The 21,830-nt window shown below is 42.9% G+C and carries 19 protein-coding genes; 2 read left to right on the forward strand and 17 right to left on the reverse strand.

Annotated features, from left to right (window positions below; translation table 11 throughout):
- Position 1: 1 nt before the first annotated feature.
- The 13 genes from G337_RS0103000 to G337_RS0103060 all read right to left on the reverse strand — a co-directional run bounded on the left by G337_RS0103000 (position 2) and on the right by G337_RS0103060 (position 15,779).
- Positions 2 to 190, reverse strand: coding sequence for a hypothetical protein (locus G337_RS0103000; RefSeq protein ID WP_028862563.1), 189 nt, complete (start codon positions 188 to 190; stop codon positions 2 to 4).
- Entirely contained in the window at positions 187 to 1,899 is a 1,713-nt protein-coding gene (locus G337_RS0103005; RefSeq protein ID WP_028862564.1) for a V-type ATP synthase subunit A, read from the reverse strand. The genes G337_RS0103000 and G337_RS0103005 overlap by 4 nt, the downstream gene beginning before the upstream one ends.
- Complete coding sequence (locus G337_RS0103010) at positions 1,874 to 2,455, reverse strand: hypothetical protein (RefSeq protein ID WP_028862565.1); 582 nt, start codon at positions 2,453 to 2,455, stop codon at positions 1,874 to 1,876. Before G337_RS0103010 ends, G337_RS0103005 begins: the two co-directional genes overlap by 26 nt.
- Positions 2,452 to 2,721 carry a hypothetical protein gene (locus G337_RS0103015; RefSeq protein ID WP_028862566.1) on the reverse strand — a complete coding sequence of 90 codons (270 nt, stop codon included), beginning with the start codon at positions 2,719 to 2,721 and terminating at the stop codon, positions 2,452 to 2,454. The genes G337_RS0103010 and G337_RS0103015 overlap by 4 nt, the downstream gene beginning before the upstream one ends.
- 1 nt (position 2,722) lies before the next feature.
- Positions 2,723 to 3,076 carry an ATP synthase subunit C gene (locus G337_RS0103020; protein ID WP_037027005.1) on the reverse strand — a complete coding sequence of 118 codons (354 nt, stop codon included), beginning with the start codon at positions 3,074 to 3,076 and terminating at the stop codon, positions 2,723 to 2,725.
- Positions 3,073 to 4,641: a V-type ATPase 116kDa subunit family protein gene (locus G337_RS0103025; RefSeq protein ID WP_028862568.1), complete on the reverse strand. Its 1,569-nt coding sequence runs from the start codon at positions 4,639 to 4,641 to the stop codon at positions 3,073 to 3,075. The genes G337_RS0103020 and G337_RS0103025 overlap by 4 nt, the downstream gene beginning before the upstream one ends.
- Before the next feature lie 269 nt (positions 4,642 to 4,910).
- Positions 4,911 to 5,201, reverse strand: a complete 291-nt coding sequence (locus G337_RS0103030; RefSeq protein ID WP_028862569.1) for a ssr3402 family protein — start codon at positions 5,199 to 5,201, stop codon at positions 4,911 to 4,913.
- A 52-nt stretch (positions 5,202 to 5,253) separates the two neighbouring features.
- Entirely contained in the window at positions 5,254 to 5,478 is a 225-nt protein-coding gene (locus tag G337_RS0103035) for a hypothetical protein (RefSeq protein ID WP_028862570.1), read from the reverse strand.
- A gap of 133 nt (positions 5,479 to 5,611) precedes the next feature.
- On the reverse strand, positions 5,612 to 6,538 hold the full coding sequence (locus G337_RS0103040; RefSeq protein ID WP_028862571.1) for a hypothetical protein: 927 nt from the start codon (positions 6,536 to 6,538) through the stop codon (positions 5,612 to 5,614).
- 301 nt (positions 6,539 to 6,839) lie between these two features.
- Positions 6,840 to 7,727, reverse strand: coding sequence for a DMT family transporter (locus tag G337_RS0103045; protein WP_245597625.1), 888 nt, complete (start codon positions 7,725 to 7,727; stop codon positions 6,840 to 6,842).
- A gap of 203 nt (positions 7,728 to 7,930) precedes the next feature.
- Positions 7,931 to 8,323 (reverse strand): DUF3574 domain-containing protein, encoded by a 393-nt coding sequence (locus G337_RS0103050; protein ID WP_051302915.1) that lies wholly within the window; start codon positions 8,321 to 8,323, stop codon positions 7,931 to 7,933.
- A 236-nt stretch (positions 8,324 to 8,559) separates the two neighbouring features.
- Positions 8,560 to 10,734, reverse strand: a complete 2,175-nt coding sequence (locus tag G337_RS0103055) for a nucleoside hydrolase (protein WP_028862574.1) — start codon at positions 10,732 to 10,734, stop codon at positions 8,560 to 8,562.
- A 17-nt stretch (positions 10,735 to 10,751) separates the two neighbouring features.
- Positions 10,752 to 15,779 (reverse strand): diguanylate cyclase, encoded by a 5,028-nt coding sequence (locus tag G337_RS0103060; RefSeq protein ID WP_028862575.1) that lies wholly within the window; start codon positions 15,777 to 15,779, stop codon positions 10,752 to 10,754.
- Positions 15,780 to 16,308: 529 nt separating this feature from the next.
- Here G337_RS0103060 and G337_RS0103065 point away from each other — a divergent pair.
- Positions 16,309 to 17,250, forward strand: coding sequence for an ABC transporter substrate-binding protein (locus tag G337_RS0103065; protein ID WP_157619191.1), 942 nt, complete (start codon positions 16,309 to 16,311; stop codon positions 17,248 to 17,250).
- Positions 17,251 to 17,319: 69 nt separating this feature from the next.
- Here G337_RS0103065 and G337_RS25460 read toward each other — a convergent pair whose 3' ends face one another.
- Complete coding sequence (locus tag G337_RS25460; protein WP_051302916.1) at positions 17,320 to 17,664, reverse strand: DUF1993 family protein; 345 nt, start codon at positions 17,662 to 17,664, stop codon at positions 17,320 to 17,322.
- Positions 17,665 to 17,864: 200 nt separating this feature from the next.
- Between G337_RS25460 and G337_RS0103075 the strand changes: the two genes are divergently transcribed.
- Positions 17,865 to 18,497 carry an NAD(P)H-binding protein gene (locus tag G337_RS0103075; RefSeq protein ID WP_028862577.1) on the forward strand — a complete coding sequence of 211 codons (633 nt, stop codon included), beginning with the start codon at positions 17,865 to 17,867 and terminating at the stop codon, positions 18,495 to 18,497.
- 277 nt (positions 18,498 to 18,774) lie between these two features.
- On the opposite strand, the gene G337_RS0103080 is transcribed toward G337_RS0103075, so the two are convergent.
- The 3 genes from G337_RS0103080 to G337_RS0103090 all read right to left on the reverse strand — a co-directional run bounded on the left by G337_RS0103080 (position 18,775) and on the right by G337_RS0103090 (position 21,027).
- Entirely contained in the window at positions 18,775 to 19,266 is a 492-nt protein-coding gene (locus tag G337_RS0103080) for an ABZJ_00895 family protein (RefSeq protein WP_028862578.1), read from the reverse strand.
- Between the two features lie 175 nt (positions 19,267 to 19,441).
- Positions 19,442 to 20,026 carry a hypothetical protein gene (locus G337_RS0103085; protein ID WP_028862579.1) on the reverse strand — a complete coding sequence of 195 codons (585 nt, stop codon included), beginning with the start codon at positions 20,024 to 20,026 and terminating at the stop codon, positions 19,442 to 19,444.
- Positions 20,027 to 20,193: 167 nt separating this feature from the next.
- Positions 20,194 to 21,027, reverse strand: a complete 834-nt coding sequence (locus G337_RS0103090; protein WP_028862580.1) for a hypothetical protein — start codon at positions 21,025 to 21,027, stop codon at positions 20,194 to 20,196.
- Positions 21,028 to 21,830: the final 803 nt, after the last annotated feature.

Here is a 21,830-nt window from a genome sequence, read left to right on the forward strand (position 1 = left end):
CTTAAAAAATAGTGACTTTGTCACCATCCATCAGCACTATTAACACTACGCGTCGCCCATTCCGGGTTCGCCCCTGTTTGTCCACCAATTGAACCGCTTCGCCATAGCCAATGTCAGAGAGCTCTAACAGCATGGCTATCAACGGGCCCTCGATTCTGTCTAACTGGGTATAAATAACCGGGTCTTTCATGATCCCCCCTGCCAGCTTAAAATTTTGTCGCTTTCGTCTGAGCCCAGATCATCTTTAAGGCGAATAAGTTCGATTAGCGCAAACTTTTTCACGGCTTCTGCAGCGGGGGACGGATCATCCAGCATCTGATTCAGGCGCCGCATAATAAGCTGCAGCATCAGCGCTTGTTTTTCGGGCGAAGCGTATCGATCTTTAGGGCTGAAAGCGGACTGCTGCAGAAAGCCCTCTTTAATAATTCTTTCAGCCATAACTATTTTGCGCTGATGATCGGATAAACCTTCTTCACCCATGATGCGAATGATTCCCTGCAGCTTGTCTGCTTCCATCAATAGTCTTAACAGTTGATCTCGATCCTGCTGCCATTGTGGTGATAACTTGCTCCACCATTGTCCCAGTTCAGCTGCGTATTCGGAGTAAGAGTCCAGCGGGTGAATGGCCGGAAAGAAACGGGCATTAGCGAGCATTTTATCCAGTACCCAAAAGGCTTTGACAAAACGCTGCGTATGCAGGGTTACCGGTTCAGAAAAATCACCGCCAGGAGGTGATACTGCACCAATCGAGGTGACAGATCCGACTTCACCACTCAGTGTCTGTACTTTACCCGAGCGCTCGTAAAATTCCGCCGTTCGTGTGGGCAGATAAGCAGGAAAACCGTCTTCTGCCGGCATCTCTTCGAGCCGCCCCGAGATTTCTCTCAGCGCTTCAGCCCAGCGCGATGTGGAGTCGGCCATTAACGCCACGTCCAATCCCTGATCGCGGAAATATTCTGCCACTGTGATCCCGGTATAGATGGAGGCCTCTCGGGCGGCAACCGGCATATTGGAAGTATTGGCGATCATCACAGTGCGCTCAATCAGGCGGCAGCCGGTTGCAGGATCGATCAGATTGGGAAAATCTGTCAGTACGCCGGTCATTTCATTGCCTCGCTCACCGCAGCCGATATACACAATCACGTCAGCATCACACCATTTGGCTAGATTATGCTGTGTCACCGTTTTTCCTGTCCCGAAGCCGCCAGGCATTGCCGCCGTGCCTCCCTTGGCAATGGGAAAAAGCGTGTCTATGATACGCTGCCCGGTCACTAACGGCAGGTCGGGTGTTAAGCGCTTTCCTACGGGGCGTTTGGTGCGCACCGGCCAGCGTTGATAGAGATAAAGGTTATGCTCTTCACCTTTATCAGTTTTCAGTTTAGCTATCACATCAGAGAGCTGATAGCCCCCTTCTTCAACCAAATATATAAGGCGCCCAGATAGTAAGGGAGGAACGAGTATCTTGTGATTAATGGCAGCAGTTTCTTGTACCGTGCCGAGAATAGAGCCTGCTGACAGTGATGCGCCCACGCATTGACTGGGTATAAACTGCCAGATTCGCTCACGGTTTAGCGCATCTGCTGCTGCGCCGCGTGCAATAAAATCCCCTGACTGCTGCTGCAGAGTTATTAAAGGACGCTGTATGCCGTCGTAAATAGTGGTCAGCAGCCCGGGGCCAAGCTCTACCATAATTGAAGAGCCAGTAGCCGCCACAGGTTCACCGATCTTTAACTCCATGGTATCTTCATAGACTTGAATAAAAGCAAATTCAGTGGTGATGCGGATGACTTCCCCCACCAGGGATATCTTGCCGACCGCAACCCGCTCACCCATTGCAAATAATTCGGAACGATCACAAGCCACTACAGGACCGCTAATTCTGGTTATTTTCGCTGACAACCTGCTTCCACCTTTGCCAAAGTTCAGGAATCAATAATTCCATTCTCTGCTCCCATGAGCCGTCAATTTCAATATGCCTAGCTGTGTCTTTTAGTATAGCTCCCCCCAGCAGAGGCGAGACTTCAACGGCTATATCCTTTTGCGCAAACGAATTGAGCCACGATGCGTTAAGCTGCAGTTTTAAAAATTTTTTTTCGGGCTGCTGCAGTCTTACTTGTGCCTCTTTAATCCAGTTCGCCAGATACTGTTTATCCAATGTTTTTTGTGCCAGCAGTTGTTGACATCGAACCTGTGTCTGATTGATGCAGTCACGCTCACAATTCCAAATTGATTCCTGCCGCAGCATTCTGGCGTCCCGCAAAGCGCTGGATTTTAGCTGCGCCAGATGACGGGTGTTGTTCTCTTTCATTTTGTCGGCTGCAGCTTTAAATTCCTTTTTGCTCTCTTCTTCAAGGGAACTCATTTGCGACTGACACTCCTGCTCGATCGCCTCCAGGCGGGCGATAAGCTTCTGGTTGAGCTGATTCAGCAGCGGCTGCAGTTTTTCGTCGCTCATAGGTGAACGTCTGCCTGTCCAATCGCTTTTGCCAGGAGTCTTGATAGTTTTTGCGTTTCCTTAAGCGGATTATCAGTATCCGGCAGCCGTACATAGAGCAAAGAGCCTTCAACCAGAGTTGATAAAGAATCTTCAATCTCCTCTTCTTTGCCCAGTATTAGGCCTACCACCTGGTGACTGTCGTGATATTTGCAGCCCATCTGCTTAATCCCCAGTAAGTGGAACAGCAGCTGCTCCTGAGCGCTGCCCTTAATTTTAAGCTCCATATTAAATCTCAGCTATGATCACAAAAGAGACAATTAAACCGTAGATGGCAATACCTTCAGAAAGTCCCAAAATAATCAGAACTTTCCCCAGCAGTTCCGGTTTTTCAGAAACGGCGGCAACCGCTGCCGCGCCTACATGGCTCACTGCGATACCCGCGGCTATGCTTGACATACCGGTTGCTAAGGCAGCCGCCATGTAATACTCCCAACCAGGAAGATCACTCACGCCGCCGGCTTGCGGCTCAGCAGCGGCCGCTTCCGGCAAAAAGAGATAGAGCAGCGTTGACATAGCGATAAAAGAAACCGCTGTGATACAGAGCCCCCAGATCCATTGGTTTATTTTAGATACATTCATTGAACTACTCCTCTGAGCTTAGATTCCTCTGCCGCTGAGTTGGGGATTGTTGATATATTCGTAAACGGACTAAAGACAATGCCTCCCCCTGTAACGAATTTAGTAAACAGTTCAAAGAAGTGCAAACGGATGGCTTGAATGCTCACTAAAAGCCCCTCAAGCAGTGTGATAAAAAGATTTCCGACAACCAGGGTGAATCCCGCCAGCCAAGGGGTGCCCGATGCCATATCAACAAAAATCATGACAGTTGCCGACAGGGCAATATGGGCAAACGTAAAGGCGGCAATACGGATAAAAGAAAATGTCTGCATAATAAATTTCATCACAAAATCATAGCTTTCCAATAGCGATGCAAACAAGCGTAACCCCGCACTTTCTCCTTCCATTGCTTTATAATAATGAAAAGACATTGTCAGCAAGCCGCTGCATGCTAGAACCAGTCCGACATTGCTAAGACTATTTGATTCCCCCTGCAGCCCAAGTACAAAAAGGATCAGTGAAAGATAAAACAGCAGTCCAATTGGTCCATAATTGTCCCACAGAATGGCCGTCAATCGTTGTGTTCGCCAGGCATTGAATAACCCAAGGGTCATACTTAGACAGATAAGCAGCACGCCAAGAAGCATGCTAGACAAGAGATACAGCAGTACATTTTCCATCGGATGAAATCCTAGTGCCGGGATCAATTCTTCAGAGGAAAATACACTGCCGAATAACAGGCCGAAAAAAGCAGCAGACAAACCGACTGGCATGAGTAGACAGCCAGCTTTCGCGGCTGTTGTTTGATTAATGAAAGAAAGATCCGTGCGAATTAGAAAAATTCCTAATAAAAAAAGCAGCAGCCCCTGCCCCAGATCAGCGAACATCATGCCGAACATTAAGGTAAAGCTAAAAGCGAGAAATGGGGTTGGATCCAATTCACGATATCCAGTTGTATCATAGAGCCCCATCAGAGCAGCAAATCCCTGCAGCGCCTGGTTTCGCCTAAACAAACTAGGTATCCGACATGGAGGAAGGCCGCTTTGTTCGGCCGCAATCAATAGATACACTTCATCTTTCAGTAAGTTTGAAAATTGTTGTGCTTCGGCTGCAGGAACCCAGCCATCGATAACACTGTGCGAACCAACACAGCCGACAGATTGAGCTGTTTTGAACAGAAGTGCACATTGATCTTCTGTCAGGTTTAATTTGGGAGCTTCTGTGATCACTATCTTTTGTGTGTCGACATCGCTCAATGGTGAATCACCCACCCAAAGTGAAAACTGATTTCCATGCTGCACACACCCCGCTGGTAATGACGACTGGCTGGCGGGATAGAGAATTTGGTAGCTCAGTAAGGTCTTGTCAGGTAGTTTCTGGAGTATTTGCTGGGCTGACTGCTGCCGCTGAAAGCATTTGCTTGCCGATAACTGGCTCTTTAAAGGCTCAAAATCTTGATCTTTTCCCAGGTTAAAACGATCTGTCAGATGGAATGCTTTGGTTTCTGACAGCCGCTGTAGCCCGCCTGTCAAACGCACACTAGGTAGAAACCAAACCAGCCTTAACATTGCTTGAGGAAATAACATTTCTCTTCCTCCTCAATATTTGTGGTTGCTGGGCATAGGATGTTGAAGATATCTCCATTACTCTAAGTATATTTTACTTTCTACAAAAAGTTGGCCTTATCTAATGCTAACTCAAGTTTCGGAGTTCATTTTCTGCACTTCTACGTTGAGACGTTACTTATATATAAACTATTGCCTGCGGTAATATGTAGGTCAAAACTACAGCGACCAAGTATATTCGGCGGCTGTTTTTACTTCTGATAACCTGCATAAACGATCGCTGGTTATGATCAGTCCAGGTCACATGTCGAGAACTTAAACTCGAGAGGATCAGCCGGTCCAACCCAGCCGGACGGCCTGTAGATTTCTTTTCTAGCAAATACGGCTTTGCAGTCTTCTGCAAAATAGACAGTGAATTTTTCAAAATCTATTGATTTTAAAGTCGTTATTACTTTTTCATGCTTTTTAATAAATCCAACTATTACATCTAAATCATTGGCGTTTTGATATTTTGGCGGTAACGCCGCCGGTGAATTTGTCGACCATAAAAACACAAACAACAGCACTGAAATTCTTTTCATATTTACCTCACCGTAAAACCCTATTTTCTGCTGACTTGTTACCTAGACTTTGCTAAAAATTACAACGAGCCCAGTCACTAAGCTCCTCAATTGGTTTAGGAAAACCAAGGGTATAAACAAAGCGGCTTTCACTGTCTTCAAAAATACTATTACCTACACCAAGTAAAACAAAACCATCAGCTAGTAATTTACTTGCATCTTGAACACATTCAGTTTCGACAATTTTACTAACCTGCATAAGTGTTTCCTGATATTTTGTAATTTCCACTTTATCCATAATTCCTCCTGTGTATATAACACACTGCCGGCAGCTTGTGCGGGTAGAGCTTTACATTCAAAATATAACCAATACGAATAGAATTAAATAACAGTTTATTAAATCCACAACTTAGATCGCTATTGTGGGGAACTCATTGTTTAAATTGCCTTATCCAGTCAGGTAAAGCCAGAGCAGACAATATTTCTGAACAGAACGGCGGCCCTAGTTGAAGCCTTATTGTCTTGTCCAGCGAGGCAGCCAGCCATTTCTTCACCTCCGTTGACTCGCCCAGCATGACCAGCAGATCCGCATCTACCTCTTGATCTAAGTCCTGTCCGAAGCAGAAAAGCTGTAACGTATCAGAAACAAGCTTCATTCGACGGCGGTTCGGCAGCATGCTTATATTTCTAGCGCATGCGGCAAACGGCCTCTGCGCAATGAGCCTGCCGTTGATCGCCTCGAGCACAATCTCCAGGTTCGACACGAATCCCCAGTGACACGGCCAAAGCATGTCGATGACAAAGCCCAGCGAGAGAGCCGCCTTATCGCCGTTTTCTGTGTCATAAATGATAGTCCGAACCGTTTTCAGCCAGAAATCCTGGTGTTCCTTATAGTGCTCCGGGCACTGTCTGCAGGTAGTGATTTCATTTTCGCCTTCGTTTAACAGGAGCCACACGTACTGTTCTGCAGAATCATCAGGTGACTGCCGCATAGAGGCTGTGCAGCGGATTTTATCAATCACCCGCTGCACCTGCCATTCCTTCAGCGGCGAACGCTCGCCAAGACAGGCAAGGAGGTGAGATGCAGGAACAGTGCCGATAGACAAATCGACCTCTGTACTAGGGCATCCTGCTATCCATGCAGAAAGGGCTGCGCAGGCATTCCGCCAGACTATTTCCGCAGGATGTCTCTGACCGGGCAAACGGGTGCCCAGTCCTTTTATTGTCTCCCCTGCAGCGATCGCTGCAATTATATTGCTGACCCGCTGCTCGGCCTTGTGATGACACAATTCAATAGTGGAAATCAGTTCACGAATCTTCAATACGTCTGCAGAAAAGGGTACAAGACGGTCCTCCATTCTGTCGATGGCTCTTATCTCTGAATCAGATTCCTGAGCGCAGTTCCGCCAGCATGATCTGCAGGATGTTGTCATTGCTTCTGCTCTCCAAACTTATGCCCGAACGCAGTTAGGTTTAAGATATGCCTGCAGTAATTATAATGACAAAATAACAATAAGCCTTATGTATTTGATTTTTTTGTTTATTCAGACGTGTGGTCAATAAACAAAGCTTCTAAGCCTGGAACCGTTGTTTTAAGACCTCATTAAAGGGCAGATAACAGCGCTTATAATGTGCAGTAAAGTTAAACTCTGCCGATGATTATGAGTTTGATTTTAGTGATTTATAAGCTGCATGTTTCAATTTTAGCTTGTTGAAGCTTTTACTGCCGAAAACATTTATTAAAGCGCCGGCAATAATCAAGCTGCCGCCTGCCCAGGTCCAGACAGAAGGGATTTCACTAAAGAATAACCAGCCGAGTATGATTGAAAAAACCACCTGTACATAAGAATATGCAGTCGCTTTGCTGGCTACTTCAGTCTGCATTGCTTTGGTCAGACCGACCTGCCCTACTTGAGTAAAAATGCCGACAAACAGCAGTAACAGCAGCGCTTCCTTATCCGGCACTACAAAATCACTGCCAAGTAAGAAAACAGACAGAGGTAAAGCAATAAGTGGAAAGTAAAATATAATAACGGAACTGTCTTCACTGCTGCTAAGGCGTTTTACAATTACATAAGCAACAGCGCTCCCGAAAGCCCCCAGCAGCGCGGCCGTAACACTAAGCAGAGGTAATTCTGCCGTATTTTCAAATGTAAAACCTGGGCTTACTATTACAAACAGCCCGACAATACAAAAAACGATACAAATCACCGTTGAGATCTGAATTCTTTCCCGGAGAAAAAGCAGCGCCAGGACAGCAGTAAATACAGGATGTAGATATTGAAGAATAGTTGCTTCAGCTAAAGGTAAAGTAGCGACTGCGAAATAAACACATATTAAAGCCAGTGAGCCGGCAGCCCCTCTTGCTATCAGTAGTTTTTTATTATTTCCCCAGACAGAAATCTTTTTCCTTTTCACATCTATAAAACTGATGACTAATGAAACCAATGCTCTAGCAGCAACGATTTCAAAAACGGGTATACCATAGGTACTGACTAATTTAACGCAGCTGGTCATAAGCGCAAAAGCAAAAGCTGACAGCAGCATATACCTGACACCGGCGGGGACATTATTTATAAAGTGAGCGGGCATAAATACTTATTTATTTGAGGTGAGTAGAAACACGGATTCTATAAAACAAATCACCTAAATGAAAGTAATGATTCTACTGCTGGGGTTATCTATTGAGGGCCCCAAAGCCATAATCAAAGAGTCAATTGGCAGCAAAACAGCAGAGTGTCATCAACCACTTATTCAGCAGTCACTACTTTCCTAGGTTCAATAAAATCCCACTGCACTATCGGCTGTTTTATCATCATCACGGAGTCCTGGTGAAATTTTTCAGCATAGGATTGTGCAACTGTAACCACTTTCGCCAGTTCACTTTCATCAATAACAATGGTAACTATTTTTGAATGCTCTGCTTTACCTTTATAAAAACCTGTTGAATCTACAACATTAAATCCTGCAAATGATGCTGTAATTGTATTTTCCATAAAGTGACGCCACTGCATCTCTGATACAGAGCCGCCGCCTGGAATAGACTGGCCAAAATAGAGCTGTACACTAAAAGCGCTGTCTGCGAGTGCCGGTTTAGGCAGCAGTACAAAGATCATGATTATCAATAACTTGCTGTTTTTCATTGTATTTCCGATAGTAATACCAATTCCATTAATTAGATGATCTATTTAGGCGTAGGAAAAATGGATGAAAGCAAGGCGTTGATTGCAGTAACTAGTTATTCTAATTACAAAATCAAGAACGAAGCTAGCATCCATTTTAACAAACATAAATGAATAGAAAATTAGTGGATTTGGTATAATAGGTGGAACAAAAGCCGCCGCCGTCAAACGGCGGCTGTATTTATCTGCAAGCATAATTAAATGCCGCGTAGATAGCCTCTTTTTCTGCCGCCTTCCATCTCCCACTGTACGCCATAGGGATCACGCCAGTAAAAAAATGCGACGGGGAACGGGTTAAGCATCATAGGCGGCGCAGCCTCTTCATCCTCTCTTTTACTCTTAGGATAATGAAGCAGTTCAACACCCGGCTGCTCTTTCAGATACTCAAACGCCTCAAAAACATCATTAACTTCAAGGGCAGCATGACGAATTCCGCCCATATCATTGGTATTTTTTATACTGACATTCTGCTCACCTTGAGGCGTGTGATAACACATTAACTCAAGATAGAGACCCGCCGTAGGATGATGCAGAAAGCGAATATCAACATCCACTTTTCCATCAAGAAAGCCCGCATCTTTGGCAAATGAAGGCAGCGTCAAATTAGGGTAATCCATCTTGCCCTCTTCATCGTAAGCCTGCTCAAAACCCAGCGTGCGCTGATAAAAAGCAGCCGCTTTATCGACATCATCAACAATCACATTAAGGTGTGATACGGCACAAATAAACTTTGAAGGGTCATTCGGCGAGCTGATCCGCTGAATCATCTGCGCGCTGAAATCAGCTTCCACATCATGGCAGAAAAGCACTTTATTGGGGCTGACACTCTGCTCCGATGCGATTAAACAGGGTTTATAACTTGTCGGATCGGCATAACCAGTATTTCTGCTGTCATCGGCTAAAATTTTGATTTCAGCCGCCACGGTGCTGCAGGTAAATATATTAGGGTTAACCGCAAACCCGGCAGCTAATGCGCCGACCGGGCTAAAACCAGGAGCACCAAATTCTGTCACCCACTTATTTAAATAAGCTTGTGAATGCGCCTGCAGATACTGGCCGACACCGCTTTTTCCAGCCAGCAGATCTAACTCTTTCTGGGTTATAAGACATTTATCTGCCAGTTCGTAAGGCACTAATACGACAGGTATCTCACTTTCTAACAGGATACGAAATGCGTCGCTGTCTAAATCAAAATTGCGGTCAGAAAAAGGCAGTGTTTGTTTTGGCCCGGCGATAAAATGACTTTGCTGACTGCTGCGTCCTGCAGCCAGGATGACCCGTTCAATTTGCGAAACGAGGTTTGGATAGAGCAGTGCAAACGCGGCAATATTAGTCGCAGGACCTGCTGCTACAATCGTCAGCTTTTGTTTTTTCAGCTTTTCAGCAAGTGCACGGGTTGCATCCGTTTCCCTAAGCAGCCCTATTTGTAATGCACTGTCAGCACCTTGAGCAACAGTTAAGCCGATAGGTCCGAAACGATTACTGAGCTCACAGGCAAGCTTAAAAGCAGTCTCCGCATCTGTATCACCGAAAACAGTACTGATCCCTTCTATTTTCACCGATACGGCATTAAACAGGTTTAAAACAGCATAGGTATTATCAATCCTGTCAGCAGAAAGATCGCTGTCAATCCACACAGACGTTTTAGTTAACGCATCTAAAATAGTTTTAGTAACTAATGAGGTCGACTGCGGGTTTTGTCCTGTGATCAGTCCTTTTTCGCAGACAACAAAGCGACTGTTAGGTTTATCAAGGTTATAATTAGCTCCTTGTTTGCGCAATGCATCTTCTAAATGATAAGGCAGCGCTTTAATATAAGCCGGTGGTACTAACTCCTCTTCTGCATCTGTAAAAGAGGTCATTTTCAGCCCTTTTACCAGCGGCTCTCCATTGCTTTTTTTGGCAGAAAGTAAGCCCGTGGTGCCGTGACAGACAGAGCCGATTAACTTCTCTGCCTGATAAAACTCACCGGCAACACGTGCCAGGCCTTTGCTCTCTTTAAAATCCCAAAGCGTGCCGTGTCCGCCGCAGAGAAAGATGGTGGTATATTCACGACTGTCAACGTCATCGATACAGATAGTATCATCCAGTAAGCGCATTGCTTCTGGTGCTGCTAAAAACCGCTCCACAGAAACACAGCTGAATTCTTTTTGCTGACTTAACGGATCAGCATCAGCTTTACCGCCTTTTATAGAAGCAATACGGACATTAAAACCCGCATCATAAAATCCCCAGAAAGGCGTGGCTAACTCTTCAAACCAAAAACCTGTTTTTTGATCACAGCCGTCTAACTGAGTATGACTAGTAACAACCAGTAAAGCTGACTTTAAACAGTCACCCGCTAAGCCGTTTTTTTTAACGAATCCATTCATTCATCTATCCCTCTTTTTTATTGTAAACAGTTAACCACCTCTTCTATGCGGTTTCTGCCGTTTGTTTTAGCTTTATACAAGGCGATATCAGCACGTTTAAACATGCTGGTTATGCTGTCGCCGCGGATATATTGTGTGACGCCGAAACTGGCAGTAACAGTCCCCACACTGCCGACCTTCTCGGAGTGTATTTTACTGCGCAGCTTTTCTGCATTAGCTGACGCGCCGCGGCTGTCTGTCTGTAAAAGGATAATAAATTCTTCGCCGCCCCAGCGTCCGACTGCATCAACATTGCGGGTATTTTGTTTGAGGATATCTGCAATATGAACAAGTACAGCATCCCCGACATCATGACCAAAGTTATCATTGACTGATTTGAAGTGATCAATATCTAACATGATCAATGACATCTCTTGTCCGTAACGTTCACAACCACTTAGTGCTGTCGAGACCAGTTCTTCTACATGACGTCGATTATATAATCCGGTTAGTTGATCTGTTATTGAAAGGATTTCAAGCTCTCTATTTTTCTGTTGAAGCTCCTGCGTTCTCTCTTTAACAAGGTATTCTAGATTTTTATTTATCAGCTCTAACTCATAATAAATACGAGCATTTTCAAGTGAAATAGCAGACTGAGATGCAATTACTTTCAGCAGCTGTATGCGGTCAGATTTAAAGGCATAAGTTAACTGTGAATGTTCAAGATAAAGCAGGCCAACTAACATTTTCTGCTTAACAATCGGCACACAGCAGATTGATTTTATTTTATGAGTATTTAGATAATGACAGCGGCTGAACTGCTGATCTTTATTATCATCATTAAATACAACACTATTTCCAGAATTTATCACATAGTTAACTACCGCTGGAGATAGATATTTTGATTTATTAAATGCTAAATCCTGCTCTTCATCTTTAGCGTTTATATCCATTTTATCGACCAGGCGTTTAACAATAAACTGCTGCTTCTCTTTTAACAGCAGCACTCCTCTTGTCGCACCGACATTTTCAATTGCCAGATTTAAGAGTTCAACAGTTAATTTATCAACATCGATATGCTTTGAAACAGCCTGTGAAGCTTTTATCACAGAAGCAAGATCAAGTATTTTGGAAAAGTCTTCGGTGGCGATAGAACTGCTCACTGCAGCCTGGCTGTCTGCTATCGCAGGAGCACTCTGGAAATAATCCGGGTACTGCTCTTTTAACCACTTCATTTTTCCAGACGCCCCCCAGCGCTGATATACCGCCATAGCGCGTTCCATACGGAACTTCATCAGATGTGGTTTATCCAGTTTACTCCAGAACAGTGCTGTTAATTCATCGATCAGCCCCGCATCCAGCAGGAAACCTGAGCCTAACGCTAACTCCCGCGCTTGTTCATAGAGTTCAATCGCGCTTAAACTCTCTTTTTCAATGCCGGCAACTTCGGCTTTGATTAACAGGTATTTATGGTAGAAATTCTCGGGGCATAGCTCAGCCCATTGCGCAAATCGATGAAGATGAAAATCAATAGCTGCTTTATATTCTATTTTTGTCTGCTCATCTAACGTTGAATACGCAGCGGTAAGGTGTAAGACTGCATACAGGCTGGCATCGATTTGAATGATTTGTGCCTGAACAGTCGCTTCAATAACAGGCAGCCATTTATTGATAACAGGCAGCGGCTGAATATCTCTTGCTAATAATGATGAACGCAGTATTGAATAGGCGCAATGGCCATAAAAGAATGGATTTTCCTGATAATTATCAAGAAGCGTCCGGCTACAGAAATCAGCATCATCTAAGCTGTTAAAATTAATCGTTTCACCTTTTAAATGCTTTAACGGCTGCAGTACAATCAGTTTAAGTAAGTGCGCAATATCATCAAGTTTTGCATTCGTAAGGTATAACAAGCTTTCCTTTGCCTGTTTTTCAACTTTGCATAGAGGTGATCCCGATGCGAGCAGCACATGAGCTAACTGCAGAAATACCCAGCCGGCATAGGGAGAGCCTGACTCCATTGAAAGTTTGGACGCTTCGTGCCAGTATCCGTGACTGCTTTTTATTGGTTTTAACCAGTGATTAATACCCAGAGAAAAAACATGATAGGTATAATTTTTCATGCATGGATTCTGGTATTTATCAGCTAAACGCATAGCAAGGCGGCCGACAGCATGACCTTCGCGGTAAAAACCGCTGGAGCACAAAACAGTCGCGTAATTAACATAACCCACTGATGTCACAGGGCAGTTACCTTTTTCCATTGATAATCTTGTGCTGATAGCAGCGGCGGCAGAAAGCAAAGGCCCGTTTCCCAGCAGATAAGCATCTACGAAGGTATCAAATAACAGTTCATGGGTAAGAATAAAATCAGCATCGGTGACTTCCTGCTGCTGATATAAAACATCAAAATCCTTCTCCAGAAGCAGCTTCTCTATTTTCAGCTGCTCCTGAGAAAAGATCTGCAGCAGCGCTTGTTGATCAGCTGGTAAATCAAAACCTAATAACTGCAGTGCCTGGTACTCAAGATTAACGGATTTTTGATAGAGGCCTTGATGATGGTACTGTTTAGCCTGCATATTACACAGCTTGAGCTTATCCTGATCTTTTTTGAGGTTATCCCTGATTATCAGATAAAGCTTCTCGGCATCTTCAAACTGTGAAGTTAGATAGCAGGCTTCAGCTAACTCTAAGTGCAGCTGCATTGCTAATTCATGATTTATCTGCCAGCAGTTTTCACCGAGTAGTTTTGCGCCGTGAGTTAAACAGGCTTTAGCAACATTAAACGCGGCTGACTTTTTTGCTTTTACTGCAGCTTTGAGGTTCAATTTTATCAGCTTATCTGTTTCATTCGCCGGACAAAAACAATCCCCCTGATTTAAATGTGCAGCAGCGCTAAATAATTTATCCTCAGATCCGCTTTCTTCGATGTGGCTCAGCTGCAGGTTACCAATAATCCAGTGCAGGTTTGCCTGCTTCTCTTTTGACAGCATATCGTATGCGGCCTGCTGAATACGGTCATGTGCAAAACGAAATAACATGCTCGGCATCTGCACAGCCTGATCTACCGTCAGCAGTTCAAAATCATCATGCAGTGGTTGAATTAATCCCGCAGAAACAGCAGGTAGAAGCGAGCCGGCGACCTTAGCCCGTGGTAATTGAGCCACGTTACTTAGAATAGCTAAATCAAATAGACTGCCGATACAACCCGCCAGCTGTAACAGTTTCACACTTTGCCGCGGCAGGTTATTAATATTGCTCTGGAGCATATCAATAACATTATCAGCACAGGGCAGTACTTCAATCGCTTTACGGTTCCAGCTCCATGATCTCAGCTCGTAGTCAAAGAAAATATGCCGATCGTTATACAGAGTATTAAACATGGTTTTGAAAAACAGCGGATTACCACGGGTTTTCTCAAACAGTAAGTGGTTTAACCGGCCTGCATCATCTCGAGATAACGGCAGCGTATCTTGTACTAGCAGGGCAAGAACAGAAGCATCCAGCTCAGCTAACTCAAGCGAGACAATGTTTTGAGTTGCGGCCTGCAGTACAGGCATTGAAAGTAATAAAGGATGGCTGCTCGGCACTTCATTGCTGCGGTAAGCTGAAATAATAAATAGTGATTTCTGTTCAATATACGGCGCTAAAGCTTCAAGCAGAGAAAGACTTGCGGCGTCAACCCACTGCAGATCATCCATAAATATTAATAGAGGATAACGGCTGTCTCCCAAACTCGATAACAGATTAAGAAAAGCAGTATTAAAACGTATGGACTGCTCTTCCGTGCTAAGTTTAGCAACAGCCGGCTGCTCTCCGATAAGCAGCTGCAGTTCAGGAATAACCTCAATTAAGATCTGCCCGTTAACGCCAATACCATTCAGTACAGTCTTTTTCCAGCCTGCTATTTTCTCGTCACTTTCCTCCATTATCTGTTTAAACAAGGCAGACAAAGCTTGAATGAAAGCAGAATAAGGCTGATGACGCAGAAACTGATCAAATTTACCGGCTGCAATATAACCGCCTTCGGCTATCACAGCAGTGTAAAGCTCCTTAATTAAAGATGTTTTACCCGTACCTGAGCGGCCCGCAATAAAAGCAAAATGACCATTACCGTTGCTTACCTTAGTAAAAGTATCCAGCAGCTTGTTAGTTTCTGCGCTGCGGCCATAGAGTTTTTCAGGAATAATAAAGCGATCATGCAGATCATCAGCAGCCAGCGGGAAGGCTTCTATCTGCCTGCTTAATTTATATTGTTTCAGACATTTACTAAGATCAGAGTGTAATCCCTGCGCACTTTGATAACGTTCAGCTGCATCTTTGCTCATTAACTTTGCAACAATATCCGATAAAACTTGCGGAACAGCAGGATCAAACTCGCAGAGGGGCTGGGGATGCAGCGCAATATGGCTGTGAATTAATTCATTTGAATCATTCACAGTAAAAGGCAGTTTTTTGCCCAGCAGCTCATAAAGCACCACACCAAGCGAATAAAAGTCAGTACGGTAGTCAAGCCCGCGGTTCATTCTGCCTGTTTGTTCAGGCGACATATAAGCGAGACTGCCTTCAATAAAATTTGGTTTGATCATCGCCCTTGCGCTGTGGGGAAACTCTAAAGCACAGCCAAAATCAATAATTGTCACTTCTTCGCTTTCAGGATTAATAATGATGTTATTAGGAGAGAGATCCCGATGACAAAATGACTGGCGATGAATATCAGCAACTATCTCTGTAACACTTATGCTGATTTTAAGAGCGGTTAACAGGTCGATGCGGGACAGTTTTTCATATTCTTTCAGCGAAATACCATCTGCCCTTTTCGTTATCAGAGCTGCAGAATTATTTGTATCAATAAATGCTAAAGCGCTTTGAATTCCTTTTCCTTCAATAGCACTTAATATCTCATACTCACGACTTAAGCATGCGGCCTGACGCGAACTTGGGAACTCTTGTGCTGAAGTTTTTATGCTGACTAGAAGATTGTCTTGATTACGTACTGCATTAAAAACAATATGCTGCTGGCTTTTATATTTCTGCTGAATGTGTGAATAATCTTCAAGCTGCACGTCTGATTTCCTCCATGAAATCCTAATCTCATTCTACATTACTAACTCATCAAAATATTATGAGCAGATTGCTTTATTGTGACAAAACATGAAATATAACACTAGCTTAATCACTCTGTTTTGTAACAGGCATCGTAAAGTTATAAAAACATTGTCACCAATCTTAGTTTTTTAAGCCTGCTCAGAGACTTAACAGATAAAAGAGGAAGCGCTGCCCCATAGATGCTTAATACATTTAGATGCCTGGTCATCACATTTAGTGATGGCAAAAAACCGCCCATATCAATAAGCTGTTTTGTCTGAGTTAAATAATAGAAACTTCAGGCCGACTTCTTATTTCAAAAAGTTAGATATATTGATGCACTTTGATGTTGAATTCGGGATTATCTTATTCATATTTGAGATATCGTTAAACAACCTAAACAGCAGCACTATTAGCATTACACCGTATTGGAAAACCCAGTGCATAACATTAAGTAGTTTGCCTATACTAAACAAAGTGCAGTAATAAATGAAAATATGGATCTTTATGAATAATCGAGTTTTACCTGCTTTTATATTATTACACCTGTGCCTTAACGCTGATGCTACTAATAATGAGCCGATCAAAATAATCACTAATAATTGGACCAGTCAAATTGTACTTTCCAATATTACCGGAAATATTTTTAAGTCAATGGGTTATAACATTAGCTACTTACCTCTCGCTGTATCGGATCAGTGGGGAGCGCTTGCTCATGGTTTTGCCGATGTTCAGATAGAGGTCTGGGAAGGTACAATGTCAGATGAGTTTAAACGTATGATTGCAAAAGGCCGCATCAGTGATCTTGGGGCTCATCAGGCAAAAACGCGCGAAGACTGGTGGTATCCCGCCTATGTTGAAGATCTTTGTCCTGGTTTGCCTGACTGGCAGGCACTAAATAAATGTGCCGCTTTATTTGCAAGACCAGGCTCCGCCGGTAAAGGCGTATATTTTGCCGGGCCGTGGGAAAAGTCAGACAAGGCCAGGATCCGAGCGCTGCAGATGGATTTTAAAGTGCAGCTCCTTAGCACAGGCAATAAGCTGTGGAAGGAATTAGATAAAGCATTTAAAAAGAAACAGCCGATTGTCTTATATAACTGGACACCTAACTGGATTAGCTCTCATTACCAAGGCCGATTTATTGAGTTTCCTGAATATTCCCCTGAATGCGAAACAGATCCAGCCTGGGGAATTAATAAGAAGTATCTGTATGACTGCAGTAATCCCCCTGGCGGCTGGCTAAGAAAAGCGGCATGGTCAGGAATGCAGGCTAAATGGAGCTGTGCATACCAGACACTGCAGAATATTAGTTTTGATAATAATCAAATCGCCGCCCTGGCCGCATTAGTCGATATTGATAAGCTTACTTATAAACAGGCCGCAGAGTATTGGCTAACGAATAATAAAGCTGTTTGGCAGCAGTGGATTGCTAAAGGCTGCACTCGATAAGTTAAGATCTAAAATGCAGCTGAAATCAAAATACGTACAACAACGGCGCGCGGCACCTATCCTTATTTGTTAGAGCTGTTTCACCAAGCTGAAACCCGAAGGATATGAATGAATTCCATCGTAGTCTCCTTTACTTAGCGCCACACCATTCGTTTTTGCTATCGCATAAACCATGCTTATGTGAAACAAGAAATTGGGCAATATATATTGGTAAATGTACTGTGACTGGCACAACTCGACATCTGAAGTGCCTGCTTTATCCTTGATGAGTTTTTCATCACCAAACTCTTTAACGTCCGGCATTTCATTAAGATATTTCACTGTTTCGGTAAGTTGTTTTTTTACCGCTTCTTTGCCCGTATGGTCTTCGAAAAATGAAACAACCTCTCGCACCAATTCGCCCCCTAACAGCATTTTAAACTGCTAAATTTGTGAAGAACAAACTCTCCACTTGAGAATTATTGTTAAGAGGCTTACTCAACAACAATAACTCCTTATACAAAATGCCTCACGAACTTCGTATTTGTCTGCTGCATAAATTTATTACCTTTCTCTGGTAATAGCAGCACAAAGCATGCAAACTATTATCATTATCAATTAAAAAAGAGGTGTATATGAAAACTATCGCAATATGGGGAGCAGCAGGCAGTTTAGGGGCGGCAATGGTTGAATACTTTCATAAGCAAAACTTCACTGTAATTGGAATAGCCAGAAACCCGGCAAAAAATCCACGCCTGGTTGAGCTGGGAATTAAAACAATTACTTGTGACGCCACAAATCAAACACAGGTTAAAACAGCTGTTGACGCCATACCTGCAGATGCATGGGTTGTTTCTACTATGGGAAATTTCCAAGCTGATGTTTACGTCGATTACATTGGCCACAGGTATTTAATCAACTCACTAGAAAAAAGAAATATTAGCCGGTTTCTAATGATAACCTCATTAGGCTGCGGGGATTCATGGCAATATTTATCAGAGCGTTCAAAAAGCGGCTTTGGTGCAGCGGTTAGAGAAAAATCGTTAGCTGAATCCTGGCTTCAAAGCAGTCGTCTCGATTTTACTATCTTACGGCCCGGCGGTTTAAAAGACGGCAGTGCTACTGGAAAGGGAAAGCTTTCACAAAATGTAGAAGAGCACGGATTAATTAATAGAAGTGAAGTGGCAAGGCTGACCCACCAGCTCCTAAACAGCAGCGAAAGCATCGGACAAGTCTACCAATGTGTAGATCCGACTTTACGCTATTGATTTGATAAATGTCTAAATAATTTAGGAATTTCAGTATAGCTTAATCACTTTCAATATTTTTCAATAATTTTAAGATGCTTCAGCAAATTCCTTACGTTACGGCACAACACCATACTCTCTTTGGATCTTATGATATGTGCCGTTAAGAAACAGTTGTTTAATTCCCGGTTAAAATCTTTTATTTTTTCCTTATAGTCAGCAGCAGGAACTTAACCCAACTTTTTTTGTTGTAACAAAAAAACCACGGTTGTGGGCTTTTTACTTAACACTCAGCTCATTAGTGAGTAAGTTGCTCCTGTTTTTGTTGTTTCTTCTTTTCCCATGTTTTTATCCCCATTTTTTCTCCAGAGCGAAACGCAAGATAGGCTATTCCAAAAGATAAAATAACAGCACCGAACATTACTGTATAGAGCCCCCAAGAATGAGGGATTTCATTGAGAAGGGAGGGATAGAAAAGAAACATCAACACGCCAAATACAAAGAAACTCACAGCTCCCCATAGCAGTATCGCAAGCCACCTATCCTTGGAGGCAATCATTTCTCCACTTTTCCCACCATAAAGAGCCCCTACCACCATTGCCGGCAAGATTGTTGAAATAAAGCCAGAGCTAGGCAGCTCTTTATCAAGCAAGTATTCTGCAAGGTAGATTAGTAATCCGGCACAAACCGATGCAGCACAAAGCCAAAACACAATAGCAAAAACTGAAGGAGCCTCTTTTAGCGTACTTACTTCTTGGTTAGAATCTGGTGACTCGTGAATAATATCCATAATAACTTCCTTATAAAATTTAAATAGAACTGTAGAATTACGTCATTTTCAGAAAAAACACCCTTTTGCTAAAATAACGCTAGTTAAGTAAAGGCAGGGCCCCATGCGTTGAATTGTTTAAAATCATTCACTTATGATTTAATAATGATTAGATGTTCTCAATTTTGTTTTAACTTTATTGAATTTCCTCAGGCGAATAGAATGATAATTCATTATTTTTTACAAAAATAAATTCATCAATTCCAGCTTCTGAAGGAACCACAATTACATGGCCATCTGCCACCAACTCTGCAACAGAGTTATCACTAGGGGGTATGGATAGAAGCGAAAAGGATGGCGTACTAAATCGAGAAAAATCAGAACGCAGCGCATAAACCGTACTATCTTCATTAGCAATATCTAAAACAACGATTAACGCTTCCTCTATTTCATTGTTATTCTGGCTTTTTGCCCAATACTGTTTTTCATTTACACTATTTGGCACATGAAATTCACCTCTATATTGAACAATAGTTGCTTCATCTAATAACCCATCTCCATTAAAATCTCCTTTAATAAAATGTGTTGGGATAAACTTTAAAGGTGAAAGTTTATCTTGTAACCTGTCTCTCTCATATTCGCCTGAATTTATACTACAGCCCACAATGGCCAATAATAAAAATATATATAGATGTTTGATTGGCCCACACTTAACGAGAGTTGATTTAAGATAAGGTGCAGGACAATTAAATCTACTTAAAAAGACCGATTTACAGCCCATTTGCTTTACTTATGAAATCCATTTTCATTCCCCATGAAACTGTTGCCACGCATGTTTTATAATGTTGTTTTCGTTCTTTTAGTAAAAAAGATGGGACATCCATATATTGAATTACTTAAAATAATCTGCTTATGATTTATCAACTATTGGATGCCTTGATTTTGTTTCTAACTGAGGGCCTCAATTTGGGCATACTGGCTGCTCGTTATTTTCAAATTGCGAACAAATGTATCGGTGTCTTTACTTTCCTTACCCTTATCGTCCACCGAAACGTTAACGGTTGTTAACGATAAATAATTGCTGTTGTCACAGCAATTGCAGCGATTAATTTCAATTACAGTACTTGCCAGGCTAGAGTCGCCGGCTATTTCCAAACCTGGCACCATATCAACCAGGCCTTCTTCCAGCTTACGCTTGAAAGCCTCACCATCGTCTATTGCTTGAAAACCAGCTATAGTTTGAGCATTCTCAACCCACTTCGAGCACTGCTCGCAAAAAGGCGTAGACTCTACATGGACATAAGCAACCAGCGCACTCCCGCCTATTACTATTAATGCCTCTATAGCCCATATGATGTAAAGAGCAAACCCTGTCGGCGTCCACCCGAAAATACTCCAGGCGCCTGTTACAGCGATTAATTCCATAGTTGGTAATAATTCATCAGGATGCACAAAGAAAAGCGTCTGGTCTGAACTAGCATAAATCCAGGCAACCCAACCGGCATATTCAGCTAACAAACCGGCAGCCAGTCCAATCAAAAAATAAAGCCCAGGTCTTCGCGCTTTGCCAATTTTGCCCCCCATACCAACCGCCATTCCGGTAAGTCCCCCAAAACCTAGGGTGATGAAAAAATTAATATAAATGAACGGAATATAAGCAATTGCATAACCGTAAACTGTACTTAGCAGCAAAGCAGCAAATGCTCCAAAGATAATCATTAAAAGAATTGAAGTTGCAGTCGCTTTTCCTGAATGAACAAAATAGGGGGTCTCGTGTGTCATCGTTGTTCCTTAACTATAAAAATATCGAATTGTATTCGACAGAAAACTTCCATATTCCCGCAGGAAAAAACCTATCAACAATATGTAAAAAAAATGCACCTTACATTTTTTTGTGACCTTTATCAAATGTTTATATTTTATGTATCGGATTTATCTATAGCAGAAAGGCGGGTTAGCACTGTATATATGGCGGAAACACGGCATGCAGCAAAAGCAGGAAAGATTGAGGATTAGGTTTTGTGTGTTTTATGGAATGGTTAAACGCTCGCCATCAAGACCGGGAGAACAGTAATGGGGATTTTCCCTGGTTGACGTAAACCTTCATCAAAGCAAACGTAACGACACTTTTTTTAAAACTGAATACGAGAATGTGCCGATGCGCTTAAAGCGTGGATGCCGTTACCAGAGCTCGCTTAAGCAGAATAAAATGACAGTAACTATAGATACAACGGATGAATTCGGCCTAGAACGCCTTTTAATGTAAATGAGATCAGTAAATTACAGGGCGTTGGAGGTACCTACTTCAGCCGAAAAATAATAGCAAACACCAACTTTTTAGGGATAGCCCCGCCGGTTCGCCTTTACGGTAACGGCTCACCCAAATACCAGTTAAAAGATGTGTTGAAGTTTATTGAAAGCAGGAAAGAGCCAGCCGCACCAGCAGGTTAGGACTATCAGGGATCAAAACCTTCTCTTTTACTCTAAAAGGCAAAACATAAGACTTGATCCTAACAGCTTCTGGCTGTTCAGATCTTATTTTCGCTTACCAGCAATCCATTACGTTCAACAAAACTGACGACCCA

Source organism: Psychromonas aquimarina ATCC BAA-1526, from assembly GCF_000428725.1.
Classification (GTDB): Bacteria; Pseudomonadota; Gammaproteobacteria; order Enterobacterales; family Psychromonadaceae; genus Psychromonas; species Psychromonas aquimarina.